The following is a 21661-nucleotide window of genomic DNA, read 5'->3' as shown; positions in this document are numbered from 1 at the left end:
CATGCAGAGAAATGCCACACAAAAAGCCTCCCAACATATCCCTGTCCTTCTGGACGAAATTGTTACGGCCTTAGAGCCGCAGGATAATAAGGTATATGTAGATGGCACATTCGGCGCAGGGGGGTACACACGTGCCATTCTGGAGGCTGCGGATTGTAGTGTTGTTGCTATTGACCGCGACCCGGACGCTATCAAGCGCGCAGAAACTTTTGCGGTTGAATATCCAAATCGGTTTAAAATTTTGCAAGGCTGTTTTGGCGATATGGCTGAATTGCTTGCTGGGGCGGGCGTCGATGCTGTTGACGGTATTGTGCTTGATATTGGCGTTTCATCTTTTCAGATAGATGAGGCGGAACGCGGTTTTTCTTTTCAGTCTGATGGCCCGCTTGATATGCGCATGGCGCAGTCTGGTCAAAGTGCCGCTGATGTGGTGAATACTTTCGCTGAAGAAGATATTGCCAATATTATTTATGAACTTGGTGACGAACGCAAATCTAGGCGTATTGCTGCGGCTATCGTAAGAGCGCGTTTGGATCAGCCTTTTACGCGCACAAAAGAGCTGGCTGATTTGGTGGAAAGCGTTGTTGGGAGGCCGCCGCGTAAGGCGGGGCAGAAGCAGGTGCACCCGGCAACGCGCACGTTTCAGGCGCTTAGAATTTATGTGAATGATGAATTGGGGGAGCTTTCCCGCGGCCTTGCGGGGGCTGAAAGCTTGCTATCTGAGGGGGGGCGGCTGGTTGTTGTTTCCTTTCATTCGCTTGAAGACAGAATTGTAAAACAGTTTATGGCAGAGCGCGGTGGTCGTACGGCAGGTGGATCAAGGCATATGCCTCAGTCCACCGAAGTGGGGCTGCCGCCATCTTTTTACTTGAAGACAAAGGGAGCAGTGAAGCCGGGTAAGGACGAGCTTGTGGGGAATGCAAGGGCTCGGTCTTCTCGGCTTCGCACGGCTGTGCGTACAGCGCATCCCGCTTGGGGCGAAGGAGAGGGTGGCTATGCGTAAGTATGTAACCACATTTGCCGCAATCACAGCGATTGCCTCAGGTGTTGCCGTGCTCCAGCTCAAAGCAACGGTGCAGAATAAAACCGATGAGATTAGAGCGCTTGTAAACGGCATACATGATGACAAGGAAGCCATTAGAGTGCTTGAGGCTGAATGGGCTTATCAGTCATCGCCGCATACCTTGCAGGAAAATTCCATTCGGTTTTTAGCGCTTATGCCACCAAAGGCGAACCAGATTTTGTCTACTGCATCGGTAATTCCTTTGAGGCCAGAGGGTATCAAGGTCGATTCAGAAGATAGTGTTTTGTTGCCTGCTTCTTATAGCAGCGACGCAGAAAAAAACGACAGGGGCGATGAGAAGAAAACGACCAAGAAACCGCGACAGGGTGTGGGGCTATGACTGACTTTGCACAATCATACAGTTTCATTGAAACCAATAAGCCAAGCCGTATTAGTACGGCTCGTGCGCGTTTGATGATAGCGGTTTTATTGTTCTTTGCGGCTTTTTTGGTGATGATTGCTCGTACGATTGAGTTGGGGTTTAGCGCGCCGCAACCAAGAGTCGTTACATCTGGCTTGCGGGCTGTTGTGCCACCGGTTGAGGTTGCGAGGGCGGATATTGTTGATCGTAACGGCGATATATTGGCGACGAACCTCGAAACGTCTTCTTTATACGCGGATGCGACGGCCATTAAAAATCCTACTATGGCGGCGCAAAAGCTCGTTTCGATATTGCCTGATTTATCTTTTGCTGAGGTTGAGGCAAAGCTTTCTTCGGGTAAGCGGTTTATTTGGTTGAAGAGAAAATTAACGCCACGTCAAAAGTGGCAAGTGAATGCGCTGGGTATTCCTGCATTCCAGTTTCAGCGCGAGGAAGAGCGCCTTTACCCGCAAGGCAGGCTTGCAGCACACGTTCTAGGCTATGTTGATGTTGATGGTAATGGCCTTGGTGGTGTTGAGCACTTTTTTGATGCTAGTCTTGTGTCAAAAAACAAGACGGGCGAGCCGCTGAAATTATCTCTTGATATGCGCGTGCAATACGCTCTTGCTGACGAGCTTGAATCTGCCATGAATGCTTATCAGGCGATTGGTGCTGCTGGGCTAGTGATGAATGTTAATAGCGGCGAAGTATTGGGTATGGTGTCGCTGCCTAATTATGATCCGAATAACCTTCGGGGTGTTGCGGATGAAGCGCTTTTTAACCGTGTAACCCAAGGTGTTTATGAATTGGGTTCTACGTTCAAAACGTTCACTTTTGCTGCGGCTCTTGATAACGGCATTGTTGACATGACGGATGGCTACGATGCATCGAAGCCACTGCGCGTTGCACGCTTTACCATTAAGGATGATCATCCTAAAAATCGGTATCTGACGCTACCTGAAATTTTCACCTATTCATCCAATATTGGTACCGCGCAAATGGCGCTGGATTTGGGGGCTGACAAGCAGCAGGCATTTCTGTCTAGCCTTGGCATGATGCAGCCAGCAAATATTGAGTTAACAGAGGTTGGTGCACCACTTTATCCGACCACATGGCGCAAATCGTCTATTATGACTATATCGTACGGGCACGGTATTGCCGTAAGCCCCTTGCAGCTTGCCTCTGGTATTGCTGCAATGGTGAACGGTGGGCGTCTTCATCCTGCCACACTTGTCCATAATCCTGATGCTTGGCAGAATGGTAAGCAGGTTATTAGCCCCGCGACCAGTAGGCAGATCAGGCAGTTGCTTAGGCTCGCTGTCCGAAAAGGGACAGGTAAGCGTGGTGAGGCGATTGGATATCGTGTCGGCGGTAAAACGGGCACCGCCGAAAAAGCGGTCGCTGGTGGGTATAAACGAAAATCCCTGATTTCATCATTTGTTGGCGTCTATCCAATGGATGATCCGCAGTATGTGGTCTTTGCTCTTTTGGATGAACCAAAAGGAACAAAGGAAACATACGGTTTCGCTTCTGGCGGATGGGTTGCAGCCCCTGTTGTCAGGAATGTAATTTTGCGTACAGCACCACTTTTGGGTGTAGCACCAGAAAATGAAGATGAAGGTTTGTATCAAAAACTGGCTTTGATGATTGAGAAGTAGGAAATGTCGTTAACGCTTGCGCAGCTTTTGGGGGGTAAAAAGGCAGATGGCTCTGTTCTGGTGTCAGGGCTTACTGTTGATAGTCGGGCTGTGCAAAAGGATAATTTATTTGTAGCGCTGCCAGGCACTAAAGTAGACGGGCGTAGGTATATTCAGGATGCCATTCGTGCTGGGGCTTCGGCAATTCTTACGACCCCGGGTGTAAAACTTGATGATGATAGTTTTCCTGTTGTTGAAGATAGTAACCCGCGCCGTCGATATGCTGAAATGGCTGCCCGGTTTTATGCAGCTCAGCCTGCAGTGCAAGTTGCCGTTACGGGCACAAATGGTAAAACATCAGTAGCGGATTTTTGCCGTCAGCTGTGGGGGGCAGCTGGGCATGAAGCAGCAAGCCTTGGCACTTTAGGGGTGCGCTCAGAAGTTTACAGTGAACCATCTGGCTTAACGACACCTGATCCAATGGGGTTGCATAAGGCATTGAAAAAACTGGTAGATGCCGGTGTTACGCATGCTGCGTTAGAAGCATCAAGCCATGGTCTGGACCAATACCGGCTCGACGGTGTTTCTATTAAGGCTGCGGGGTTTACCAACCTGACGCGGGACCACCTTGATTACCATAAGACTGAACAAGGTTATTTTTATGCCAAGGCGCGTTTATTTGGCGAATTGCTTGGGCCGGGTGGTTATGCGGTTATTAATATCGATAACAAATGGGGCTCTGTTCTTGATGATATTGCTTGGGGTAGAGGGCTTGGAAAGCTGACTGTAGGCCGGTCAGACAAGGCTGGCTTAAGAATTATCAGCGAATGTGTGTTGCCATCTGGGCAGGTTATTAAGTTTGCCTTTGAAGAGCAGGTTTATGAAGTGGAATTACCACTTGTCGGTGGGTTTCAGGCTGAAAACGCCCTTTTGGCAGCGGGACTTGTTATTGCAAGTGGGGCTGACACTGAAAAAAGCTTTAATGCACTATCAAAGCTTGCGGGCGTGTCTGGACGTATGGAGCTTGTGGGGCACACAGCTAAAGGTGGCAGCGTGTTTGTAGATTATGCGCACACTCCTAACGGCCTCGAGACAGTTCTCTTAGCGGCACGTGCCCACAATCCAACAAAATTACATACGGTTTTTGGCTGTGGTGGTGACCGTGATAAAGGTAAGCGCGCCCAAATGGGGATGATTGCGGCAGCTTTGGCGGATTATGTGTATGTAACTGACGATAATCCACGTACAGAAAATGCGGCTACTATTAGAAGTGAAATTATAGCAACTACTCCAAATGCTATTGAAATTGGCGACCGTGCCACTGCGATTGCTGCAGCCATTACTGCAATGAGTGCCGGAGACATGTTGGTTGTCGCGGGCAAAGGCCATGAAGAAGGCCAAATTATTGGCGATCAGGTTTTACCTTTTTCAGATATTGAAACTGTCAAACGGCTTTTAAATGAAGACGGAGGGCGGATATGATTGATAGTCCTCTCTGGTCAGCCGAAGAAATGAATACCATTTATGCGAACCACCTAGAAAATGGCTGGTATGCAGATGGTGTGCAAATAGATAGTAGGGATGTGGTTTCAGGTGATTTGTTTATTGCTTTAAAAGGCAGTTCAAGTGATGGTCACCAGCACGTTCTTGGTGCATTTGCACAAGGTGCTGTGTCAGCACTCGTTTCACGTACACCTGAAGGGGTTGATAGCGCTGATAGCCGCCTTATCTATGTGCAGGATACGGTTGAAGCCATGAGGGAGCTGGCTACGGCGGCGCGTAAGCGGGTGCCCGCCAAAATTGTGGCTGTAACGGGTAGTGTCGGTAAAACAAGTGTTGTTCAAGCTCTGCGAAAGTCATTACAGCCTAGCGAGAAAACACATTCAAGTATCCGCAGTTTTAATAATTACACTGGTATTCCTTTATCATTGGCGCGCATGCCACGTAGTAGCCAGTACGGCGTTTTTGAAGTGGGTATGAATAGGCCGGGCGAAATTCTAGAGGGTGGTAACCTGATAGCGCCCAATATAGTGGTGCTGACGACTATTGGTTCTGCTCATGTTGGTAACTTTGAAAATGAAGATGCCATTGTGGACGAAAAAATTAGCATTATTGATACCCTGCAAGATGGCGGCATAGCCATTGTTGGGATTGATAACCCGCATGCGGCTAAAATTTGTGATTATGCAATTAGTCGTGGCGTTCGGGTAATAACTGTATCCGCAGAAAGTCCGGCAGATGTTAGCCCGCGTCGTATGACAGAACGGCATGATTGTACATGCCTAACAGCTGATGTATCAGGTGTTCCTGTTACCTATAAAATAGCCCAGCCGGGAAGGGAGTGGGTGCTAAATAGCTTACTTGTTCTTGCCACAGTACAAGCCCTTGACGCTGATTTGGGGCAAGCCGCTATTACGCTTGCATCCTTGGAAGCTGAACCTGGCAGGGGTCGTACTTACACTCTGGCATACGGCGATGATAATATTACCATCTTGGATGATAGTTATAATGCAAGCCCTCTTAGTATTCGTGCTGCGCTTAGAAGGCTTCGCCTATCTCCTGTCTGCGGTGAAGGACGCCGTATCGCTGTGCTTGCCGATATGCAGGAGCTTGGTGACAAGTCTGCGGATATTCATATGTCGCTGGTATCGGACCTGAAAGAGTTCGGTGTAGATAGGGTCATTGCATTTGGGGACCATATGGCGGCGGTTGGTCGGGAAGCTGGCATCCGCACAGAAAATTGGCCTCTGAAAGAAAATGTGGCTGAAAGGCTTTGGGAACGTCTTGTTCCCGGAGATTCCATTATGATTAAAGGCGCAAATAGTGCGCGGCTTGGTGATGTGGTAGCGGGGCTTTTGCAGCAGAGCAAAGCCGATACCACCACGCCATTCATGCAAGCCGGTGGCTGGTAGGGAGTTATATATGTTTTATTTGCTGGCTGAATATGGTGGAATATTTAATCTCTTCCGGTACCTGACATTTCGTACTGGCGGGGCTGTTTTGACAGCCATGGTTATATGCTTTGTTTTTGGCCCTATGATTATTAGGTGGTTGAAAAGCAAACAGAAAAAAGGCCAGCCCATAAGGGAAGATGGCCCTCAAAGCCATATTGTTTCTAAAGCTGGTACGCCCACCATGGGCGGTTTTATGATTTTGCTTGGTTTATTTGTGGCGACACTTTTATGGGCGAATCTCTCTAACCCATATGTCTGGATTGTTCTTTTTGTAACGTTAGGCTTTGGCGTTATTGGTTTTGCAGACGATTATTTAAAAGTTACAAAAGTTTCCCCTAGAGGCGTGCCGGGCAGGCTGAAGTTTGTGCTTGAACTTGCTATTGGTTTGATTGCCGCTTGGTGGATATCATCGTTAACGGGTCCAACTCTTGCTGTGCCGTTTTTAAAGGACTTTCTGCTAACATTTGGTATCTTTTATTTGCCTTTTGCAATGCTTGTTATGGTATGGGCTGGCAATGCAGTAAACCTGACAGATGGCCTTGATGGCCTTGCGATTGTGCCGGTTATGATAGCTGCCGGTGCATTTGGTCTTATTGCTTATCTTGTGGGGAGTGCAACCTATACCAGTTACCTTGGTGTGCATTATGTTGCAGGCACAGGTGAACTAGCCGTTTTGTGTGGTGCCATTATAGGGGCAGGCTTAGGGTTTCTGTGGTTTAATGCGCCGCCTGCCATGGTGTTTATGGGGGATACAGGCTCGCTTGCCCTCGGTGGCGCTCTTGGCACAATGGCTGTTATCACCAAGCATGAGATTGTGCTGGGTATAATTGGTGGCCTGTTTTGGTTGGAGACAATATCAGTTATTGTGCAGGTGCTTTCCTTCAAACTCACTGGCAAGCGTGTGTTTAGAATGGCGCCCCTCCATCACCACTATGAGCAAAAAGGTTGGGCAGAACCCACAATCGTTATTCGTTTCTGGATTATTGCTGTTATTCTGGCGCTTGCTGGCCTTGCCACCCTGAAGTTGAGGTGATGTATGATCACTGCTCCATCATATCAAGGGAAAACTATTGGGGTATTTGGCCTTGCGCGTACTGGCGTGGCAGCGGTGCATTCTCTGGTCGCATCCGGCGCGCGTGTTTGGGCATGGGACGACAAGCCTGAAAGCTGTGTAGCAGTGGGCGCTGTAGCGCATGATCTGTACGAGGCTGATTTCTCAGAATTAGATGCCCTTATGCTTGCACCTGGTGTGCCTCTTGAGTTTCCTGAGCCGCATAAACTAGTGCGGAAGGCACTGGCAGCGCATATCCCACTGATTAGTGATATTGATATTTTTCAGTCTGCACGCAAGACACTAGCAAACCACACTGTCGTTGCGATTACGGGCACGAATGGTAAATCAACAACCACAGCTCTTATCGGTCATATTGTCGATATGCTCAGATTGCCGTGTGTCATTGGTGGTAATATTGGCACAGGGGTTCTGGCCCTTAATCCGCTTCCTGAAAAGGGTGTGTATGTGCTGGAGCTATCCTCTTTTCAATTAGACCTGACACAGAGTTTTAAAGCTGACATTGCTATTCTTTTGAATGTAACCCCTGATCACTTGGACCGGCATGGAAGCTTTGAAAATTATGTGGACGCCAAGGCTAAACTTTTTGGAATGCAAAAAACTAAAAAGGGCGTTGCGATCATTGGGGTTGATGATGAAAGTGGGGCGAAGCTCGCCGCAACACTTGACCAACTGGTTATTCCTGTTTCTGTGAAACGCTATATTAAAGGCGGAGTGTATGTGCTGGACGGTATTCTCTATGACGATACCAAAGGTGACCAACTGGTAGTTGGTAATTTAAAAGACGCAAAAGCTTTGCAAGGTAGCCATAATTGGCAAAATGCGGCGGCAGCGTATGCCGCTATTAAGCACATGGGCTTTGCTCCAGACAAAATATTAAGTGCTCTTTCTAGCTTTCCTGGGCTTGTTCATCGGCAGGAAATTATTGCGACGCTGAAGGGTGTTCGGTTTGTTAATGATTCTAAAGCCACGAATAGTGATGCCGCAATGCGGGCGTTAACTGCTTTTAAAAATATTCGCTGGATAGCGGGGGGGAAAGCAAAAGAAACTAGCTTTGTTCACCTAAAGCCCATGATGGGGTCCGTTAAAAAAGCATATTTTAACGGCGCAGCAGCTTCGCTTTTTCAGCAAGATTTGGGGGGTAGTGTTCCTCATGAGGTATACGAAACCATGGCTGATGCGTTTCATGCTGCCGCGCATGATGCAGTAGAGGGTGATACGGTTTTACTATCTCCCGCTTGTACAGCTTTTGATCAGTTCAAAGATTTTGAACACCGTGGAGGTGTGTTTCGTGAAATGGTGCAGACATTAGAAGGTGCTGTGAAATGATTGCCTTTTCCAGAAACGATAACAGCCTTCTTTCCCGGTGGTGGTGGACCGTTGACCGCTGGATGTTAATCCTTATTGTTATTTTAATTGTGTTAGGCCTTTGGTTGGCGCTCACTGCTAGCCCCGCTGTAGCTGAGCGTTTGGGCCTTGATTCTATGCATTTTGTAAAAAAACAGGGATTATTTCTCGGGCTTTCTCTTATTTCAATTATCACAATATCAATGATGAGTGGCAACTTCGTTCGGCGATTGGCCGTTATTGGTTTGCCTATAACGCTTGTGCTGATGGCGCTAACATTATGGATTGGCCCAGAAATAAAAGGTGCCACTCGCTGGCTACAAATAGGTAGTTTCACCCTACAGCCAAGTGAGTTTTTAAAGCCGTTTTTTATTGTAACTACTGCGTGGATTTTGTCGGCTGACTTACGCGGTGAAAAAATACCAGCAAAACAAGTGGCGGGCGGCCTTTTCCTTCTGGTTGTTTTCATGCTCATATTGCAGCCTGATTTTGGCCAAACTATTTTGGTTAGTACAGTTTGGATTGCCCAAATGGCTCTTGCCGGACTTCCTCTCACATGGCTTGGCGTTGCGGGAGGAATGGGATTACTTGGTATTGGGATTGGATATGCTACTTTGCCGCATGTTGCCAGCCGTATTGACCGATTTATAAACCCTGCAAGCGGCGATACGTATCAGGTCGATAAAGCTATGGAAGCTTTTGGGTCTGGCGGCTTATTTGGTAAAGGGCCGGGCGAAGGTGCAGTGAAGCTGGGTCTGCCTGATGCGCATACAGATTATATTTTTGCGGTGGTTGGTGAAGAATTTGGTTCAGTTGCGGGTGTAATGCTACTACTATTGTTTGCAGGAATTGTAATTCGCGGCTTGGCACATTTAATGCACGAAGAAAATCCGTTCAGAATGTTAGCCGCAGCAGGGCTTATTATGCAGTTTGGTATACAAACGCTTATTAATATTGGTGTAAATCTCGCCTTATTACCATCAAAGGGTATGACGCTTCCTTTTATTTCTTATGGGGGATCATCCATGCTTGCACTAGCTATCGGCATGGGAATGGTACTTGCCCTTACTCGTCGAAACCGGTTTATTACCCCGTGGTCTGACCCTCTCGGCTGGAAGGCGGCTGAATGATGAAGGCGCCGCATATCATTCTGGCAGCTGGTGGTACTGGCGGGCACATGATGCCCGCTGAAGCTGTTGCCGAGATTTTGAATGAGCGGGGTTATCAGGTTTCGATCATTACCGACAAGCGTGGTGATGCGATTGAAAATGCTTTTAAGGGTATGGAGAAAACGGTACTGAAAGCCTCTAGCCATATGGGTGGGGGGCTTTGGGGTAAAGTTAAGTCCGCAATCAGTCTGGCTTTGAGCTTTTTACAAGTGCGTAGTATGTTCTCGAAAATAAGGCCTACTGTAGTTGTTGGTTTTGGTGGTTATCCATCGTTGCCTGCTGTAATGGCGGCAAAAAATCTTTCTATTCCTTATGTGCTTCATGAACAAAATGCGGTGTTGGGGCGGGTAAACCGCATGATGGCAAAAGATGCTTTGTTTGTGGCGTTAACATTTGAAGAAACTACAAAAATTCCACAGGGCACAAAAGTTATCATGACCGGTAATCCGGTTAGAAGGTTGATAGCAAAGCTCGCAAATATTGCTTATGCAGTACCTTTTGGCTTCGGCGATATCCGCTTGTTTGTGATTGGTGGTAGTCAAGGCGCCCGCATACTGTCAGATGTTGTGCCATATGCGCTTGCCACTCTTTCTGAAGAGAATAGGGGCCGGGTTGAAGTAGCACATCAGGCTCGGCCAGAAGATATAGACAGAGTTCGTGCTGTATATAATGAAGCGGGTATTAAGGCTGTAGTTTCTTCGTATTTTAACGATGTGGGAGCGGTGTTGCTGCGTACACATTTAGTTATTTCACGTTCAGGTGCATCAACGCTTGCCGAATTGATGGCTATGGGCAGGCCTGCTATTTTGGTGCCACTGGCTATTGCCGCTGATGACCACCAAATGATGAATGCCAAAATTATGGCAGATGCCGGTGGTGCATGGCTTATGAAAGAATCTGAATTTACAATCGAGGCTTTAAGGGAAAAGCTGGAAGGTATGTTTGAATATACGGGCGGGCTGCGTGACGGCTCTGATGCTATGAGAGAGATTGCAAACCTTGGGGCAGCGGAGGATTTAACAACGCTGATTATGCATGTTTGCGACGGGGAAGAGTTACCATGAAGTCTATCCCGTTTGATATAGGTATGGTGCATTTTTCAGGGATCGGTGGCATCGGTATGTCGGGCATTGCCGAAGTGATGTTCAATCTTGGTTATCGTGTGCAAGGGTCTGATATTAGCGAAAATGCAAACGTTACCCGTTTAAAAGAAATGGGTATTTCTGTTTTTATAGAACAAAAGGCAGATAACCTTGACGGTGCTAGTGTTGTAGTTGTGTCTACGGCCATTAAAAATAATAACCCAGAACTTATGGAGGCACGTAAGCGTGGCTTGCCGGTTGTTCGCCGGGCTGAAATGCTGGCGGAACTCATGCGGCTTAAGTGGTGCGTGTCGGTTGCGGGAACCCACGGAAAAACAACAACCACATCAATGGTCGCTGTAGTGCTTGAAACAGCAGGGATAGATCCAACTGTGATTAATGGGGGCATTATTAACAGTTATGGTACGAATGCTCGCCTCGGTGAAGGTGCTTGGATGGTTGTTGAAGCAGACGAGTCAGATGGAACTTTTGTAAAACTACCGGCGACGATAGCGGTAGTTACAAATCTTGATCCTGAGCATCTTGATTTTTACGGCACATTCGAGGCTGAAAAAGCAGCCTTTAAAACATTTTTAGAGCGAGTGCCTTTTTATGGCACCTCCGTGCTTTGCATTGATCACCCTGAAGTTCAGGGTTTGATTAGTCATATTCATGACCGAAAATTTGTTACGTATGGACTTTCTGCACAAGCAGACATTCGTGCAGTGAATATGCATTCAGCGTCTGGCGTTGTGAGCTTTGATGTAGATGTTCGTGATAGGAAAACTACTGAAGTTCGGCGAATTGAACAAATTTGCCTGCCTATGCCCGGTACACATAATGTTCAAAATGCCCTTGCTGCTATTGCAGTAGGTTTGGAAATGGATATTTCAGACGCCATATTACGGAAGGCGTTTTTATCCTTTAGCGGCGTTAAACGGCGTTTTACAAAAACCGGTGAAGTTGACGGCATCACAGTGATAGATGATTACGGGCACCACCCGGTTGAAATATCCGCGGTTTTAAAGGCTGCGCGTGAATCTTTTGATGGTAAAGTCATCGCTGTAGTTCAGCCTCATAGATATACACGGCTCCATAGTTTGTTCGAAGAATTTTGCACCTGTTTTAATGATGCAGATACTGTTGTCGTAGCACCAGTATATGAAGCTGGTGAAAACCCGATTGAGGGTATTTCACATGAAAGTTTAGCGGCAGGCATACGGGCTCATGGGCACCGTATTGTTGACACAATAAACGGGCAGGCTGATTTGGCATGCGCCGTCAATAAACACGCAAAAAGGGGCGATATTATAGTTTGTCTGGGTGCAGGCTCGATTTCAAAATGGGCGTATGACCTGCCGGATGAACTACAATCTTTAAGGACAGACAAATGACTGTGCAATTTTCCCATCCAGATTTTCTGGACCACTTACCTCATGTACGTGGACGGATTGTTGAAAATGCAAGCTTAGCAAGACTTAGCTGGTTTAGAACTGGCGGGCCAGCGCAGGTTTTATTTGAACCTGCAGATGAAGCTGATCTTGTTGCTTTTTTAAGGCGCATACCGGGGTTCATACCGCTTACGGTTATTGGTGTAGGTTCAAACCTGTTGGTAAGAGACGGCGGTGTTAGTGGTGTTGTTATCCGCTTGGGGCGCGCTTTTGCTGATATAAGAATTAGAGGTGATATAGTAAAAGCAGGCGCTGCCGCAGTTGATGTACATGTGGCAAAAGCCTCTGCTCGTGGAGGCCTTACTGGGCTGGAGTTTTTAATCGGGGTTCCTGGTACAGTCGGCGGAGCCTTGAGGATGAATGCTGGCGCTTATGGCCAAGAAGTCTCTGAGGTTCTACAGCATGCCCATGCTGTTGACCGGTACGGACATATTCATGAATTTACCGCACAAGATTTCAAGTTTTCTTATCGTCAGTGCAAAATTGATGACACGATGATTTTCCTGAGTGCCTCTTTCCAAGCTCAAATTGGTGAACCCGCCGCCATAAAAGCCCGGATGGAAGAAATTAACGCTACGCGGGGCGAAACGCAGCCGCTTGGCACCCGTACAGGCGGTAGCACTTTTAAAAATCCAGAGGGATATAAAGCATGGGAGCTGATTGATGCTGCTGGATGTCGCGGTATGCGCATTGGTGGTGCTCAGGTTTCTGAAAAACATTGCAATTTTTTGATTAATACGGGTGATGCAACCGCCGCTGATATTGAAGAGCTCGGCGAAACAGTGCGGCGCTTGGTGAAAGAAAATTGCGGAATTGAGCTGGAGTGGGAAATCCAGCGTATTGGTGCTAGCCTTACAGGAGAGGTAGAGTGACAGCTACACTCCGTCATTACTGGTTTGCTTTGTTGATCGGCTTATCGCTATTCGGTGTGATTGCAGGATGGCAATTTGTTGTACCTGCAGTGAACTCATGGTTTATGGAGACCACAAGATCAGCTGGTTTTGTGTTATCTAAGCTTTCTATTAGTGGTGCACACCGAACAACATCAAAAGAAATTTTGGCAGTGCTTGATATTGATGACGGCATGCCGCTTTTAAGTATTGATCTTAGCGAGATTCAGCAACGGATAGAAACATTACCGTGGGTTAAACATGCGACAATAGCGAGGATTTTCCCTGGTGATTTGACTGTAGAGATTGAAGAACGCAAGCCTTTTGCTTTGTGGCAATACCAAGGTGCTATTTATCTTATTGATTCAGATGGTGTGGTTATCACCGGTCAAGGCCTTTCCGAGTTTTCAAAATTGTTACGTATTGTTGGTGAAACGGCACCCCAAGTTGTTGCTCCGCTTCTCTCAATGTTGTCTTCTGAGCCTGAAATAATGGCATATATTAGAACGGCAGTTCGTGTTGGTGAACGCCGCTGGGACCTTATTTTTTATAATGGTGTTCGAGTGAAGCTACCGGAAGATATAGCTGTTAAATATAATAGCACAGAAGCCTGGCATAAATTTGCAGAGTTAGAGCGAACTCAAAAGCTTTTAGAGCGTGAAGTTAGTGTGATTGATATGCGTATTCCTGGCCGTGTTGCTATGCGCGTTACCCCCGCGGGACATAGAATGATGGAGGGCAAGGAATGGGCCACTTAGTGTATAGAGTAAAACTGATATGAAGCCACTCGCCAGCGGACAAGAAACAATAATTGCCGCCCTTGATGTTGGTTCAAGCAAGGTTGCTTGCTTAATTGCAGAAAGAACTGCAAGTGGAACTTTCCATGTTAAAGGTGTTGGAAACAGAGCGTGTAACGGCGGCGCTGTTGGCGGTGCCATCGTAGATATGGAACTGACAGAAAAAGCAATAAGAGCCTCCGTTGATCAAGCTGAAAAAATGGCAGGTATCACGGTCAGTGATGTGATGCTTACTTTTTCTGGAGGCGAGCCCAAAAGCCAAGTGGTTGAGGTTGAAGTTGATGTTACAGGCCATGCTGTAAGTGATGCTGACATTACAAAAGCAATGGAGCAGGCCAAGGCACAAATAGACTTTGATGAAGAAGGCTTATTGCATGCTTTTCCTGTAGCGTATGCTGTGGACGGCCATTTCGGCCCACGGGAACCTGTTGGTATGTGCGGCAAGAAGCTGTCTGTTGCAGTTTTGATTGTGACCGCTGCTTCAGGGCCACTACGTAACTTAAAAGCATGTGTTAGACGGGCGCATTTAAATGTTAGCTCTGTTGTATTAACCCCCTTTGCGGCGGGCCTTTCTTGCCTTGTGGAAGATGAAGCCAAAATGGGTGCTGCTTGTATTGATATGGGTGGCGGCACAACCGGTATATCAATTTTTGCGCAGGGTGCACTTGTCCATGCTGAAGTTATCCCACTTGGTGGAAGTCAGGTAACAGAAGAAGTGGCGCGTGGCCTTTTAACGCCGTTTGAACATGCCGAAAGATTAAAAACGTTTAACGGGGCTGCTATTGTTGACCCTGCAGATGCGAGGTTAGAAATTGAAGTGCCCCAAGTGGGTGAAGAAGATTCTGATCAAATGGCACGTATGCCAAGAAGCGCATTAACAAGCATAATCCAGAAGGAAATGGAGCTTCTGTTTACGACCATTGCAGAAAGGTTGGATGCGTCAGGGTTTTCAGGTGTAGCTGGTAAGCGTGTTGTGTTAACGGGCGGTGTGGCACAGTGCGAAGCCGTGCGGGATCTAGCTACAAGAGTTTTGGGAAGGCAAGTGCGGATTGGGCGGCCCCGAACTATTGAAGGATTGCCTGTTGCTGCGCAAATGCCAAACTTTTCTGCGTTAGCGGGGCTGCTTGAGTATGCTGTTCGTAGACCAAAAGAAGTATTTAGAAGCGATAATAAAAAACACGATGAAACCACAGGTGCCACAGGCCCTCTTGGGCGTATGGTTCAGTGGGTAAGGGACAATTTCTAATGGGCTATTCTGTCAATATGCTGGCTTTGATCGTGATTGCAGGATAAAAAGAGAAAACGGAGGAATTGGGCAAATGTCTATTGAATTTGGTAATACGGAACTAACGGAACTAACGCCGCGCATTGCGGTTATCGGTGTTGGCGGTGCTGGTTGTAACGCTGTTAACAACATGATTGCAGCACAGTTGCAAGGTGTTGATTTTGTTGTTGCTAATACGGATGCGCAGTCACTTACGGCATCTACTGCAAACAACAGAATTCAGCTTGGTGTGCAGATAACCCAAGGCTTGGGGGCAGGTGCACAGCCTAAAATCGGTGAAGCGGCAGCTGAAGAGGCCCTTGAAACCATAGATACAATTCTAGACGGTTGCCACATGGCTTTCATTACCGCTGGTATGGGTGGTGGTACGGGTACTGGTGCTGCACCGGTCATTGCCCGCCGTGCTCGGGAGCGCGGTATTCTAACTGTTGGTGTTGTAACAAAGCCTTTCCAGTTTGAAGGTGGCCGCCGCATGAAGATTGCGGAAGCCGGCATCAAAGAGCTTTCACAACACGTTGATACACTCATTATCATTCCAAACCAGAACTTATTCCGGGTTGCGAATGAACGCACAACGTTTGCTGACGCCTTTAATATGGCAGATGAAGTTTTACATTCAGGTGTTCGTGGCATTACAGACCTTATGGTTATGCCAGGTCTTATTAACCTTGATTTTGCTGATGTGCGCACGGTTATGTCTGAAATGGGCAAAGCTATGATGGGGACAGGTGAGGCAGAAGGTGAAACGCGGGCTCAGGATGCCGCTGCAGCAGCCATTTCTAACCCACTGCTTGAAGAGGCATCGCTGAAAGGTGCCAAGGGCGTTATTATCAATGTAACGGGCGGCATGGATATGACGCTTTATGAAGTTGATGAAGCCGTTAATATGGTGCGCGAGCAGGTTGATCAAGATGCACTGATTGTATTTGGCTCTGCCTTTAATCCAGATTTGGAAGGTAAACTCAGGGTTTCTGTTGTGGCAACTGGTATCGAAGGTGGTATCGGTGGTATTGATATTCCAGCTCCTGAGCGCAAACCTATTGTTGTAGAAACGCGTGAAGAGCCAGCACAAATAGAAAAAACTGAACCAGAAGTGACCGCACATGACATATCTGAAAGTGCAGAGGCTGGGGAACCTCAATCGGTTCTTGATGCGATTGCAAGTGCTGTGTCTTACAGCGACGAACAATCTGTGGTGGAAGAAGCCTCAGAAGCAGAAAATGTAGAGATTGATGAGGTGCCTGCGTCAGTTGAAGCAGAAGAAAGGCCGGTGGTTCGCAGTTTTTTTCCTGAAGAAGCTGACTTAGAGGATAAAGCTGTTGCTAGTGTATCTGAGACATTTGTGGCAGAAGCACCATTGATGCCTAAAGCTAGTGTTGAGCAACCTTTGGGAAGTGTTACATCGTCTTCGATTGTAGACGCTTATGCATCAGATGAAGCTGTGGAAGAAGACCAAGTGCCTTATGAAGAACATCAGGAAGAACAGCCACAGCAAAAACGTAGTCTGTTTCAAGTAATGACGGCTGGACTTAGAAGCTCTGAAGCTACGGCACCAGTTGAGAAGCCATTAGCTTCTAACGATGGTGTTACCACAGCACAGCCTTCTACGCCGTCTCTTGGAGGTGTTTCTGCTGATGACAGGCCCGCGCCTAAGCCGTCTACCGATCAGCTTGAGATACCCAGTTTTCTGAGACGTCAACAAAACTGATCCTGTTGGGATTTATCCCGCTCAATTCCTATTTCCTGCCGGGCTTATATAGCCCGGCTTTTTTTTGCCTTATCGCCCAAGAATATATTCAAGTGTGGTGACAACACGAACTTTTTTATGGATTTGGTTTGCCTCTATAAGCCCCGGGGCATCTTCCGCAGGTAATATTTGAAAATTCCCCTGATTTGCTTTTCTAATGCCGTTAATAGTTGTGCCTGCATCGTGTGCAAATTGCTGCGCTGCGACGCGGGCATTTGCAGTAGCTTCTGCAATCATACTGGGCTTGATGTCATTCAATTTTGTAAAGAGATAATGCGGTGTGCTTTCGCCGTAACCATCAAGGTTACCGATAAGTACACCAGCATCCAGCATATCACCTACATTTTGGGCGGCATTTGCAACCGCGTCAATGTCGTTACTACGTACCAAAATTGTTTGCTGAATGAGGTAACGGTTGGCGACAGGGCCATTATTATAGGTTCGTGCCAGCTGATCTACAACCCGAAGGCTTTGCATTTCAGTATCAGATTTAGAGATTGAATAGGTGTCTAAAAATTTGAAAACGGCATCCCGTTCGTTCGTTAACTTATTTCGTGCTTCTTGCAGTACATCGTTAGCAGCAATAAATGTAATGGCCCAGACAGCCCTGTCTGCGCGAACCTGTGTTTCAGCAAGGCCTTTAACGGTAACATATCGTTCGTCTGCGCGGCTTTCAATGAAACCTTGGCTTATGAACCAGCCTGATGCGGCTATGCCAAGTGCTATAAAAGCGGCTGAAAAAACCTGTATAGGGTTTGTTTGCATATATCATCTCCATCTTTGGTGAGGAGAGTATATGTCAAATGAGGCATTGGCTTTACTATAATGCGGCAAAATAAAGTTAAGCTTACTGCCAGCGTTTTAGGGCGTCATCATCTGCTTCTTTGGCATCAACCCATTTCCCACCAGTGTGAGTGGTTTCCTTTTTCCAGAATGTTGCCCGCGTTTTTAGAAAATCCATAAGATATTCAGCGGCCTCAAAAGCCGCACTTCTGTGGGCAGAAGCTGTGATAACAAGAACAATATTGTCGCCCGGATAGAGTTTACCATATCTATGAATGACGCAGCATCCTTCAAGCGGCCAACGTTCTTCAGCATGAAGAGCAATACGTTCAAGTTCTTTTTCTGTCATGCCAGGGTAATGTTCAAGCTCCATACTAGTTAAGATACCGCCAATATCACGCACAGTTCCTGTAAAACTAACGACTGCACCGATAGCATGGTTGCTATTTTTCAAGCGTGTAATCTCTTGTGTAATATCAAAGTCATTTTCCTGAACAGAGATAAACGCCATAATTTACCCTCCTGTTACTGGTGGGAAAATGGCAATTTCGTCAGTATCAGTAATGGGGTGAGTATGCTGGACATGCACTTGGTTTACGGCAACTCTTATAAAGTCAGCTTTTCTGAGTGCTTGAGCATAACTCTCATTAAGTGCTTTTAGGTAATGTATAAGGTCCTGAACCGTTTTGACATCTTCTGGTTTTGAGAGAAGTTCTTCTGTTTTACCAATACTTTCACGCACACTGGCGAAATAAATTAGCTGCATGTGCTACACCATATGCTTTAGGCCAGTACGTAAATAATCAAGCCCAGTATATAGTGTTAGAACGGCTGCAACCCACAGTAATGTTAGCCCAATTTCCTGAGCAGGTAGGCCAAGTTCTCTACCTCCGTCTGTCCAGGTAAGGGCTCCGAGTGCAACCATTTGTACGGTGGTTTTCCATTTAGCGAGCCAGGTTACTGGCACGCCAACCTGAATACCGGCTAGAAATTCTCTGAGGCCAGATACTAGCAATTCGCGGCACATGATAATAATTGTTGCAACAACATGAATACCACTAACCCACTCGACGCTTACGACCATCAACAAGATAGCCCCAACCATCAGCTTGTCGGCAATTGGATCAAGAAACTGGCCAATAACAGATACTTTGCCTGTTGCTCGAGCTAGGTAGCCATCAAAGAAATCAGTGATACCTGCAATAGTAAAGGTTACGAAAGCAATATGGCTTCCAAGAGGTTGGTCCATATAAAAGGACGCGACCAAAATCGGTATAACGAGTATCCGCGACAAGGTCAGGATGTTAGGTATATTCCACATGTAATAGGTATCCGAGAACAGGGTTTCCGTCACACAATAGAGTTTTCCGCGCGTGCGTCAATCACTCGTGAAAATGATCGTAAATTTGTTGTGCCGTTGCTTTTGAAATACCATCAACGCTTGCAATGTCGCGAACATCTGCATCGATCACAGCCTTTGCGGAACCAAAATGGTGCAAAAGGGCTTTTTTGCGCTTAGGCCCTATGCCTGGGATGGTGTCGAGAGGCGATTTTTTAATATCACCTGACCTGCGGGTTCTGTGGCTACCGATGGCAAAGCGGTGTGCTTCATCCCGTAGGCGTTGCAAATAGTAGAGAACAGGATCATTGATGGGTAACATAAATGTATCGCGCCCAGCTATATGGAACTGCTCACGCCCTGCGTTCCTGTCTGGCCCCTTTGAAATGGCAACAACCATAACATCTTTGATCGCTAACTTCGTAAGGACTTCCATCACAGAAGAAAGCTGGCCTTTGCCACCGTCAATAAGTAAAAGATCGGGCCACTGGCCGCGTGTACGGTCTGCATCTTCTTTGATAAGACGGCTAAATCTGCGCTGCATAACCTCACGCATCATGCCAAAATCATCGCCCGGCGTGATAGCTTCTGATTTGATATTAAATTTTCTATAGCTATTTTTCAGAAAGCCTTCTGGGCCAGCAACGACCATGGCACCGACAGCATTGGTGCCTTGGATATGGCTGTTATCATATATTTCTATCCGCGCGGGCGGAGTAGGCATTTTAAAGAGTTCTGCCAGACCAGATAATAGTCGGCTTTGGCTTGCCGTTTCGGCAATTCGTCTTTCCATTGCTTCACGGGCGTTTCTTCGTGCTTCCCCAACGATGTCAGCCTTTTTACCACGTATGGGTACCACAAGCTCTACTTTGCGCTCCATGCGCTCTGTAAGGGCCTTAGAAAGTAAACTTTGGTCATCAAGGTCATGAGATAAAAGAATAAGCTTTGGAGCAGGCTTGTTGTCATAAAATTGGGCAAGGAATGCAGAAAGAACTTCGGGTACAGTGTCTGCACTGTCATGTTGCGGGAAATAGGCACGATGGCCCCAATTTTGACCCGCGCGGAAAAAGAAAACCTGTATGGCAATCTTGTTGCTAACTTGTTCTGCGGCAACAACATCTGCTTCATCTACCATAACATTAACCATGGATTGATGGCTTTGTATTTGGGTGAGTGCATTTAAGCGGTCACGGTATATAGCCGCTGTTTCATACTCCATTTTAGCACTTGCAGCTTGCATAGTTGCCGCAAATTTTTTCTGAATGTCAGATGACTTTCCCTCCAGAAATGCACGAGTTTCATCAACCATGCTGGTGTATTCATGCTCATTTACTTTACCAACACAAGGGCCTGAACAACGCTTGATTTGATAGAGCATACAAACACGAGTTCGCGATTCTAGTGTGGTGTCAGAGCATGACCGAAGCTGAAATACTTTTTGCAGAATGTTGAGAGTTCTATTAACTGAAGAAACATTTGCAAAGGGGCCGTAATATTGACCTTTGTGATGTCGTTTGCCTCTATGTTTAGTGATTTGTGGCCATTCATGGTCTTCACGCAGTAGAATGTAGGGGAAAGATTTGTCGTCTTTTAAAAGCACGTTAAAGGGTGGTTTAAAGCGCTTGATCAGAGAGGCTTCTAAAAGCAGAGCTTCGCTTTCTGTACGGGTGGTTATAAAAACCATAGCAGTGGTAGCAGAGACCATTCGTTGTAACCGAATGGTCAAGCGGTTTACCTGCGTATAGGAAACTATCCGCTTTTTAATATTTTTAGCTTTTCCAACGTACAGCACATCGCCGTGCATATTCTGCATGCGGTAAACACCGGGTGCGATGGGAGCAGTTTTTATGTGCTCCTTAATAATATCGATACCATTTGTTAGGGCTGTATCCTGCAATGAATGCAAACTCCGTTAACTATTAAAGTTATTTGTGTAAGATTAGGGCAGAAGAATCAATGCTTCAAACAGCTTAAATGATTCGAAATATTTTTTTCCACCTAACCTGTGGATAACCTTGTGGGAAACTTAGACAACACAGATGCAATATGGCTGTAATACAAGAGTTTCTGCTGATTGCTTAAAATTTGTGCAATTTTTATAAGTCATTGATTTATATAGGGTCAAGGCAAAGCAAGTACAGAATTTTATCAAAAATGATTTTGTAATATTGTCATTACTGTGTGGCTATGGCAGCCAGCGATTCGATGTGCAAAACTGTTAAGGTTGTATTATGTGTAATCGCCAGAAAAAACCAATTATTACTAATTGGTTAAGGTAATTTGTGCCGCTCAATTTCAACACCAACGCTTGCCGCACCTTCAACAGCTTCCAGTTTTTCTACTTTTACCCTTGAGCCGATAACGCGCTCATCAACAAGTGTCATCTCAGCAATTTGTTCGGCCAGAGTCTCAACAAGGTTGATATGGCCGTTTTTAAGAATTTCCTGAATATTATTCACAATGTCATTGTAACAGACAACATTGCCAAGTTGATCGTCATGGTATGACGTATCTTCGCGTACAGATAAATCAACATTAATTCTGATTTTTTGGCGTGTATCTTTTTCGTATTCCCAAACCCCAATTTGAGCATCAGTGACATAATCACGTACAAAAACATGACGCACAGACCGTGATGCATCGGCGTAAGGCATATGCAGAATATTTGATGTGTCTTGTGCCAT

At 46.5% G+C, this 21661-nt stretch carries 20 protein-coding genes; 14 read left to right on the top strand and 6 right to left on the bottom strand.

Translation table 11 applies throughout. The annotated features are described in order from the left end of the window. Position 1 precedes the first annotated feature (1 nt). The 14 genes from rsmH to ftsZ all read left to right on the top strand — a co-directional run bounded on the left by rsmH (position 2) and on the right by ftsZ (position 16816). Complete coding sequence (gene rsmH / locus ICL80_RS13925; protein WP_194215883.1) at positions 2-1003, top strand: 16S rRNA (cytosine(1402)-N(4))-methyltransferase RsmH; 1002 nt, start codon at positions 2-4, stop codon at positions 1001-1003. Then, on the top strand, positions 996-1403 hold the full coding sequence (ftsL, locus tag ICL80_RS13920; RefSeq protein WP_194213272.1) for a cell division protein FtsL: 408 nt from the start codon (positions 996-998) through the stop codon (positions 1401-1403). The genes rsmH and ftsL overlap by 8 nt, the downstream gene beginning before the upstream one ends. After that, on the top strand, positions 1400-3082 hold the full coding sequence (locus ICL80_RS13915) for a peptidoglycan D,D-transpeptidase FtsI family protein (protein WP_194213270.1): 1683 nt from the start codon (positions 1400-1402) through the stop codon (positions 3080-3082). The genes ftsL and ICL80_RS13915 overlap by 4 nt, the downstream gene beginning before the upstream one ends. A 3-nt stretch (positions 3083-3085) precedes the next feature. Next, on the top strand, positions 3086-4543 hold the full coding sequence (locus ICL80_RS13910; RefSeq protein WP_194213268.1) for a UDP-N-acetylmuramoyl-L-alanyl-D-glutamate--2,6-diaminopimelate ligase: 1458 nt from the start codon (positions 3086-3088) through the stop codon (positions 4541-4543). After that, positions 4540-5973 carry a UDP-N-acetylmuramoyl-tripeptide--D-alanyl-D-alanine ligase gene (locus tag ICL80_RS13905; protein WP_194213267.1) on the top strand — a complete coding sequence of 478 codons (1434 nt, stop codon included), beginning with the start codon at positions 4540-4542 and terminating at the stop codon, positions 5971-5973. Before ICL80_RS13910 ends, ICL80_RS13905 begins: the two co-directional genes overlap by 4 nt. Positions 5974-5983: 10 nt before the next feature. Further along, positions 5984-7048 (top strand): phospho-N-acetylmuramoyl-pentapeptide-transferase, encoded by a 1065-nt coding sequence (mraY, locus tag ICL80_RS13900; RefSeq protein WP_194213265.1) that lies wholly within the window; start codon positions 5984-5986, stop codon positions 7046-7048. A gap of 3 nt (positions 7049-7051) precedes the next feature. Continuing rightward, on the top strand, positions 7052-8416 hold the full coding sequence (gene murD, locus ICL80_RS13895) for a UDP-N-acetylmuramoyl-L-alanine--D-glutamate ligase (RefSeq protein WP_194213263.1): 1365 nt from the start codon (positions 7052-7054) through the stop codon (positions 8414-8416). Then, on the top strand, positions 8413-9564 hold the full coding sequence (ftsW, locus tag ICL80_RS13890; protein ID WP_194213261.1) for a putative lipid II flippase FtsW: 1152 nt from the start codon (positions 8413-8415) through the stop codon (positions 9562-9564). Before murD ends, ftsW begins: the two co-directional genes overlap by 4 nt. Then, entirely contained in the window at positions 9561-10667 is a 1107-nt protein-coding gene (murG, locus tag ICL80_RS13885; RefSeq protein ID WP_194213259.1) for an undecaprenyldiphospho-muramoylpentapeptide beta-N-acetylglucosaminyltransferase, read from the top strand. Before ftsW ends, murG begins: the two co-directional genes overlap by 4 nt. After that, a complete protein-coding gene (murC, locus tag ICL80_RS13880; RefSeq protein WP_194213258.1) occupies positions 10664-12079 on the top strand; it encodes a UDP-N-acetylmuramate--L-alanine ligase in 1416 nt (471 codons plus the stop codon). The genes murG and murC overlap by 4 nt, the downstream gene beginning before the upstream one ends. Further along, a complete protein-coding gene (gene murB / locus ICL80_RS13875; RefSeq protein ID WP_194213256.1) occupies positions 12076-13008 on the top strand; it encodes a UDP-N-acetylmuramate dehydrogenase in 933 nt (310 codons plus the stop codon). Before murC ends, murB begins: the two co-directional genes overlap by 4 nt. Beyond that, the gene (locus tag ICL80_RS13870; RefSeq protein ID WP_194213254.1) at positions 13005-13784 is read left to right on the top strand and encodes a cell division protein FtsQ/DivIB; all 780 of its coding nucleotides are present in this window, start codon (positions 13005-13007) and stop codon (positions 13782-13784) included. The genes murB and ICL80_RS13870 overlap by 4 nt, the downstream gene beginning before the upstream one ends. Before the next feature lie 19 nt (positions 13785-13803). Beyond that, positions 13804-15069 (top strand): cell division protein FtsA, encoded by a 1266-nt coding sequence (gene ftsA / locus ICL80_RS13865; protein WP_194213251.1) that lies wholly within the window; start codon positions 13804-13806, stop codon positions 15067-15069. 73 nt (positions 15070-15142) lie between these two features. After that, entirely contained in the window at positions 15143-16816 is a 1674-nt protein-coding gene (gene ftsZ, locus ICL80_RS13860; RefSeq protein ID WP_194213250.1) for a cell division protein FtsZ, read from the top strand. 69 nt (positions 16817-16885) lie between these two features. On the opposite strand, the gene ICL80_RS13855 is transcribed toward ftsZ, so the two are convergent. The 6 genes from ICL80_RS13855 to folB all read right to left on the bottom strand — a co-directional run bounded on the left by ICL80_RS13855 (position 16886) and on the right by folB (position 21661). After that, positions 16886-17620 (bottom strand): SIMPL domain-containing protein, encoded by a 735-nt coding sequence (locus ICL80_RS13855; protein WP_194213248.1) that lies wholly within the window; start codon positions 17618-17620, stop codon positions 16886-16888. Positions 17621-17702: 82 nt separating this feature from the next. Next, complete coding sequence (locus ICL80_RS13850) at positions 17703-18149, bottom strand: molybdenum cofactor biosynthesis protein MoaE (RefSeq protein ID WP_194213246.1); 447 nt, start codon at positions 18147-18149, stop codon at positions 17703-17705. A 3-nt stretch (positions 18150-18152) separates the two neighbouring features. Further along, entirely contained in the window at positions 18153-18404 is a 252-nt protein-coding gene (moaD, locus tag ICL80_RS13845; RefSeq protein WP_194213244.1) for a molybdopterin converting factor subunit 1, read from the bottom strand. Positions 18405-18407: 3 nt separating this feature from the next. Beyond that, positions 18408-18992, bottom strand: coding sequence for a CDP-diacylglycerol--glycerol-3-phosphate 3-phosphatidyltransferase (gene pgsA, locus ICL80_RS13840; protein WP_228073554.1), 585 nt, complete (start codon positions 18990-18992; stop codon positions 18408-18410). Between the two features lie 28 nt (positions 18993-19020). Next, positions 19021-20874, bottom strand: a complete 1854-nt coding sequence (uvrC, locus tag ICL80_RS13835; protein WP_194213242.1) for an excinuclease ABC subunit UvrC — start codon at positions 20872-20874, stop codon at positions 19021-19023. Between the two features lie 373 nt (positions 20875-21247). Further along, the gene (folB, locus tag ICL80_RS13830) at positions 21248-21661 is read right to left on the bottom strand and encodes a dihydroneopterin aldolase (protein WP_194213240.1); all 414 of its coding nucleotides are present in this window, start codon (positions 21659-21661) and stop codon (positions 21248-21250) included.

The organism is Kordiimonas pumila (assembly GCF_015240255.1).
Taxonomy (GTDB): Bacteria; Pseudomonadota; Alphaproteobacteria; order Sphingomonadales; family Kordiimonadaceae; genus Kordiimonas; species Kordiimonas pumila.
Note: the sequence above shows the minus strand (reverse complement) of the source record. Positions and strands in the feature narration are given on the sequence as shown.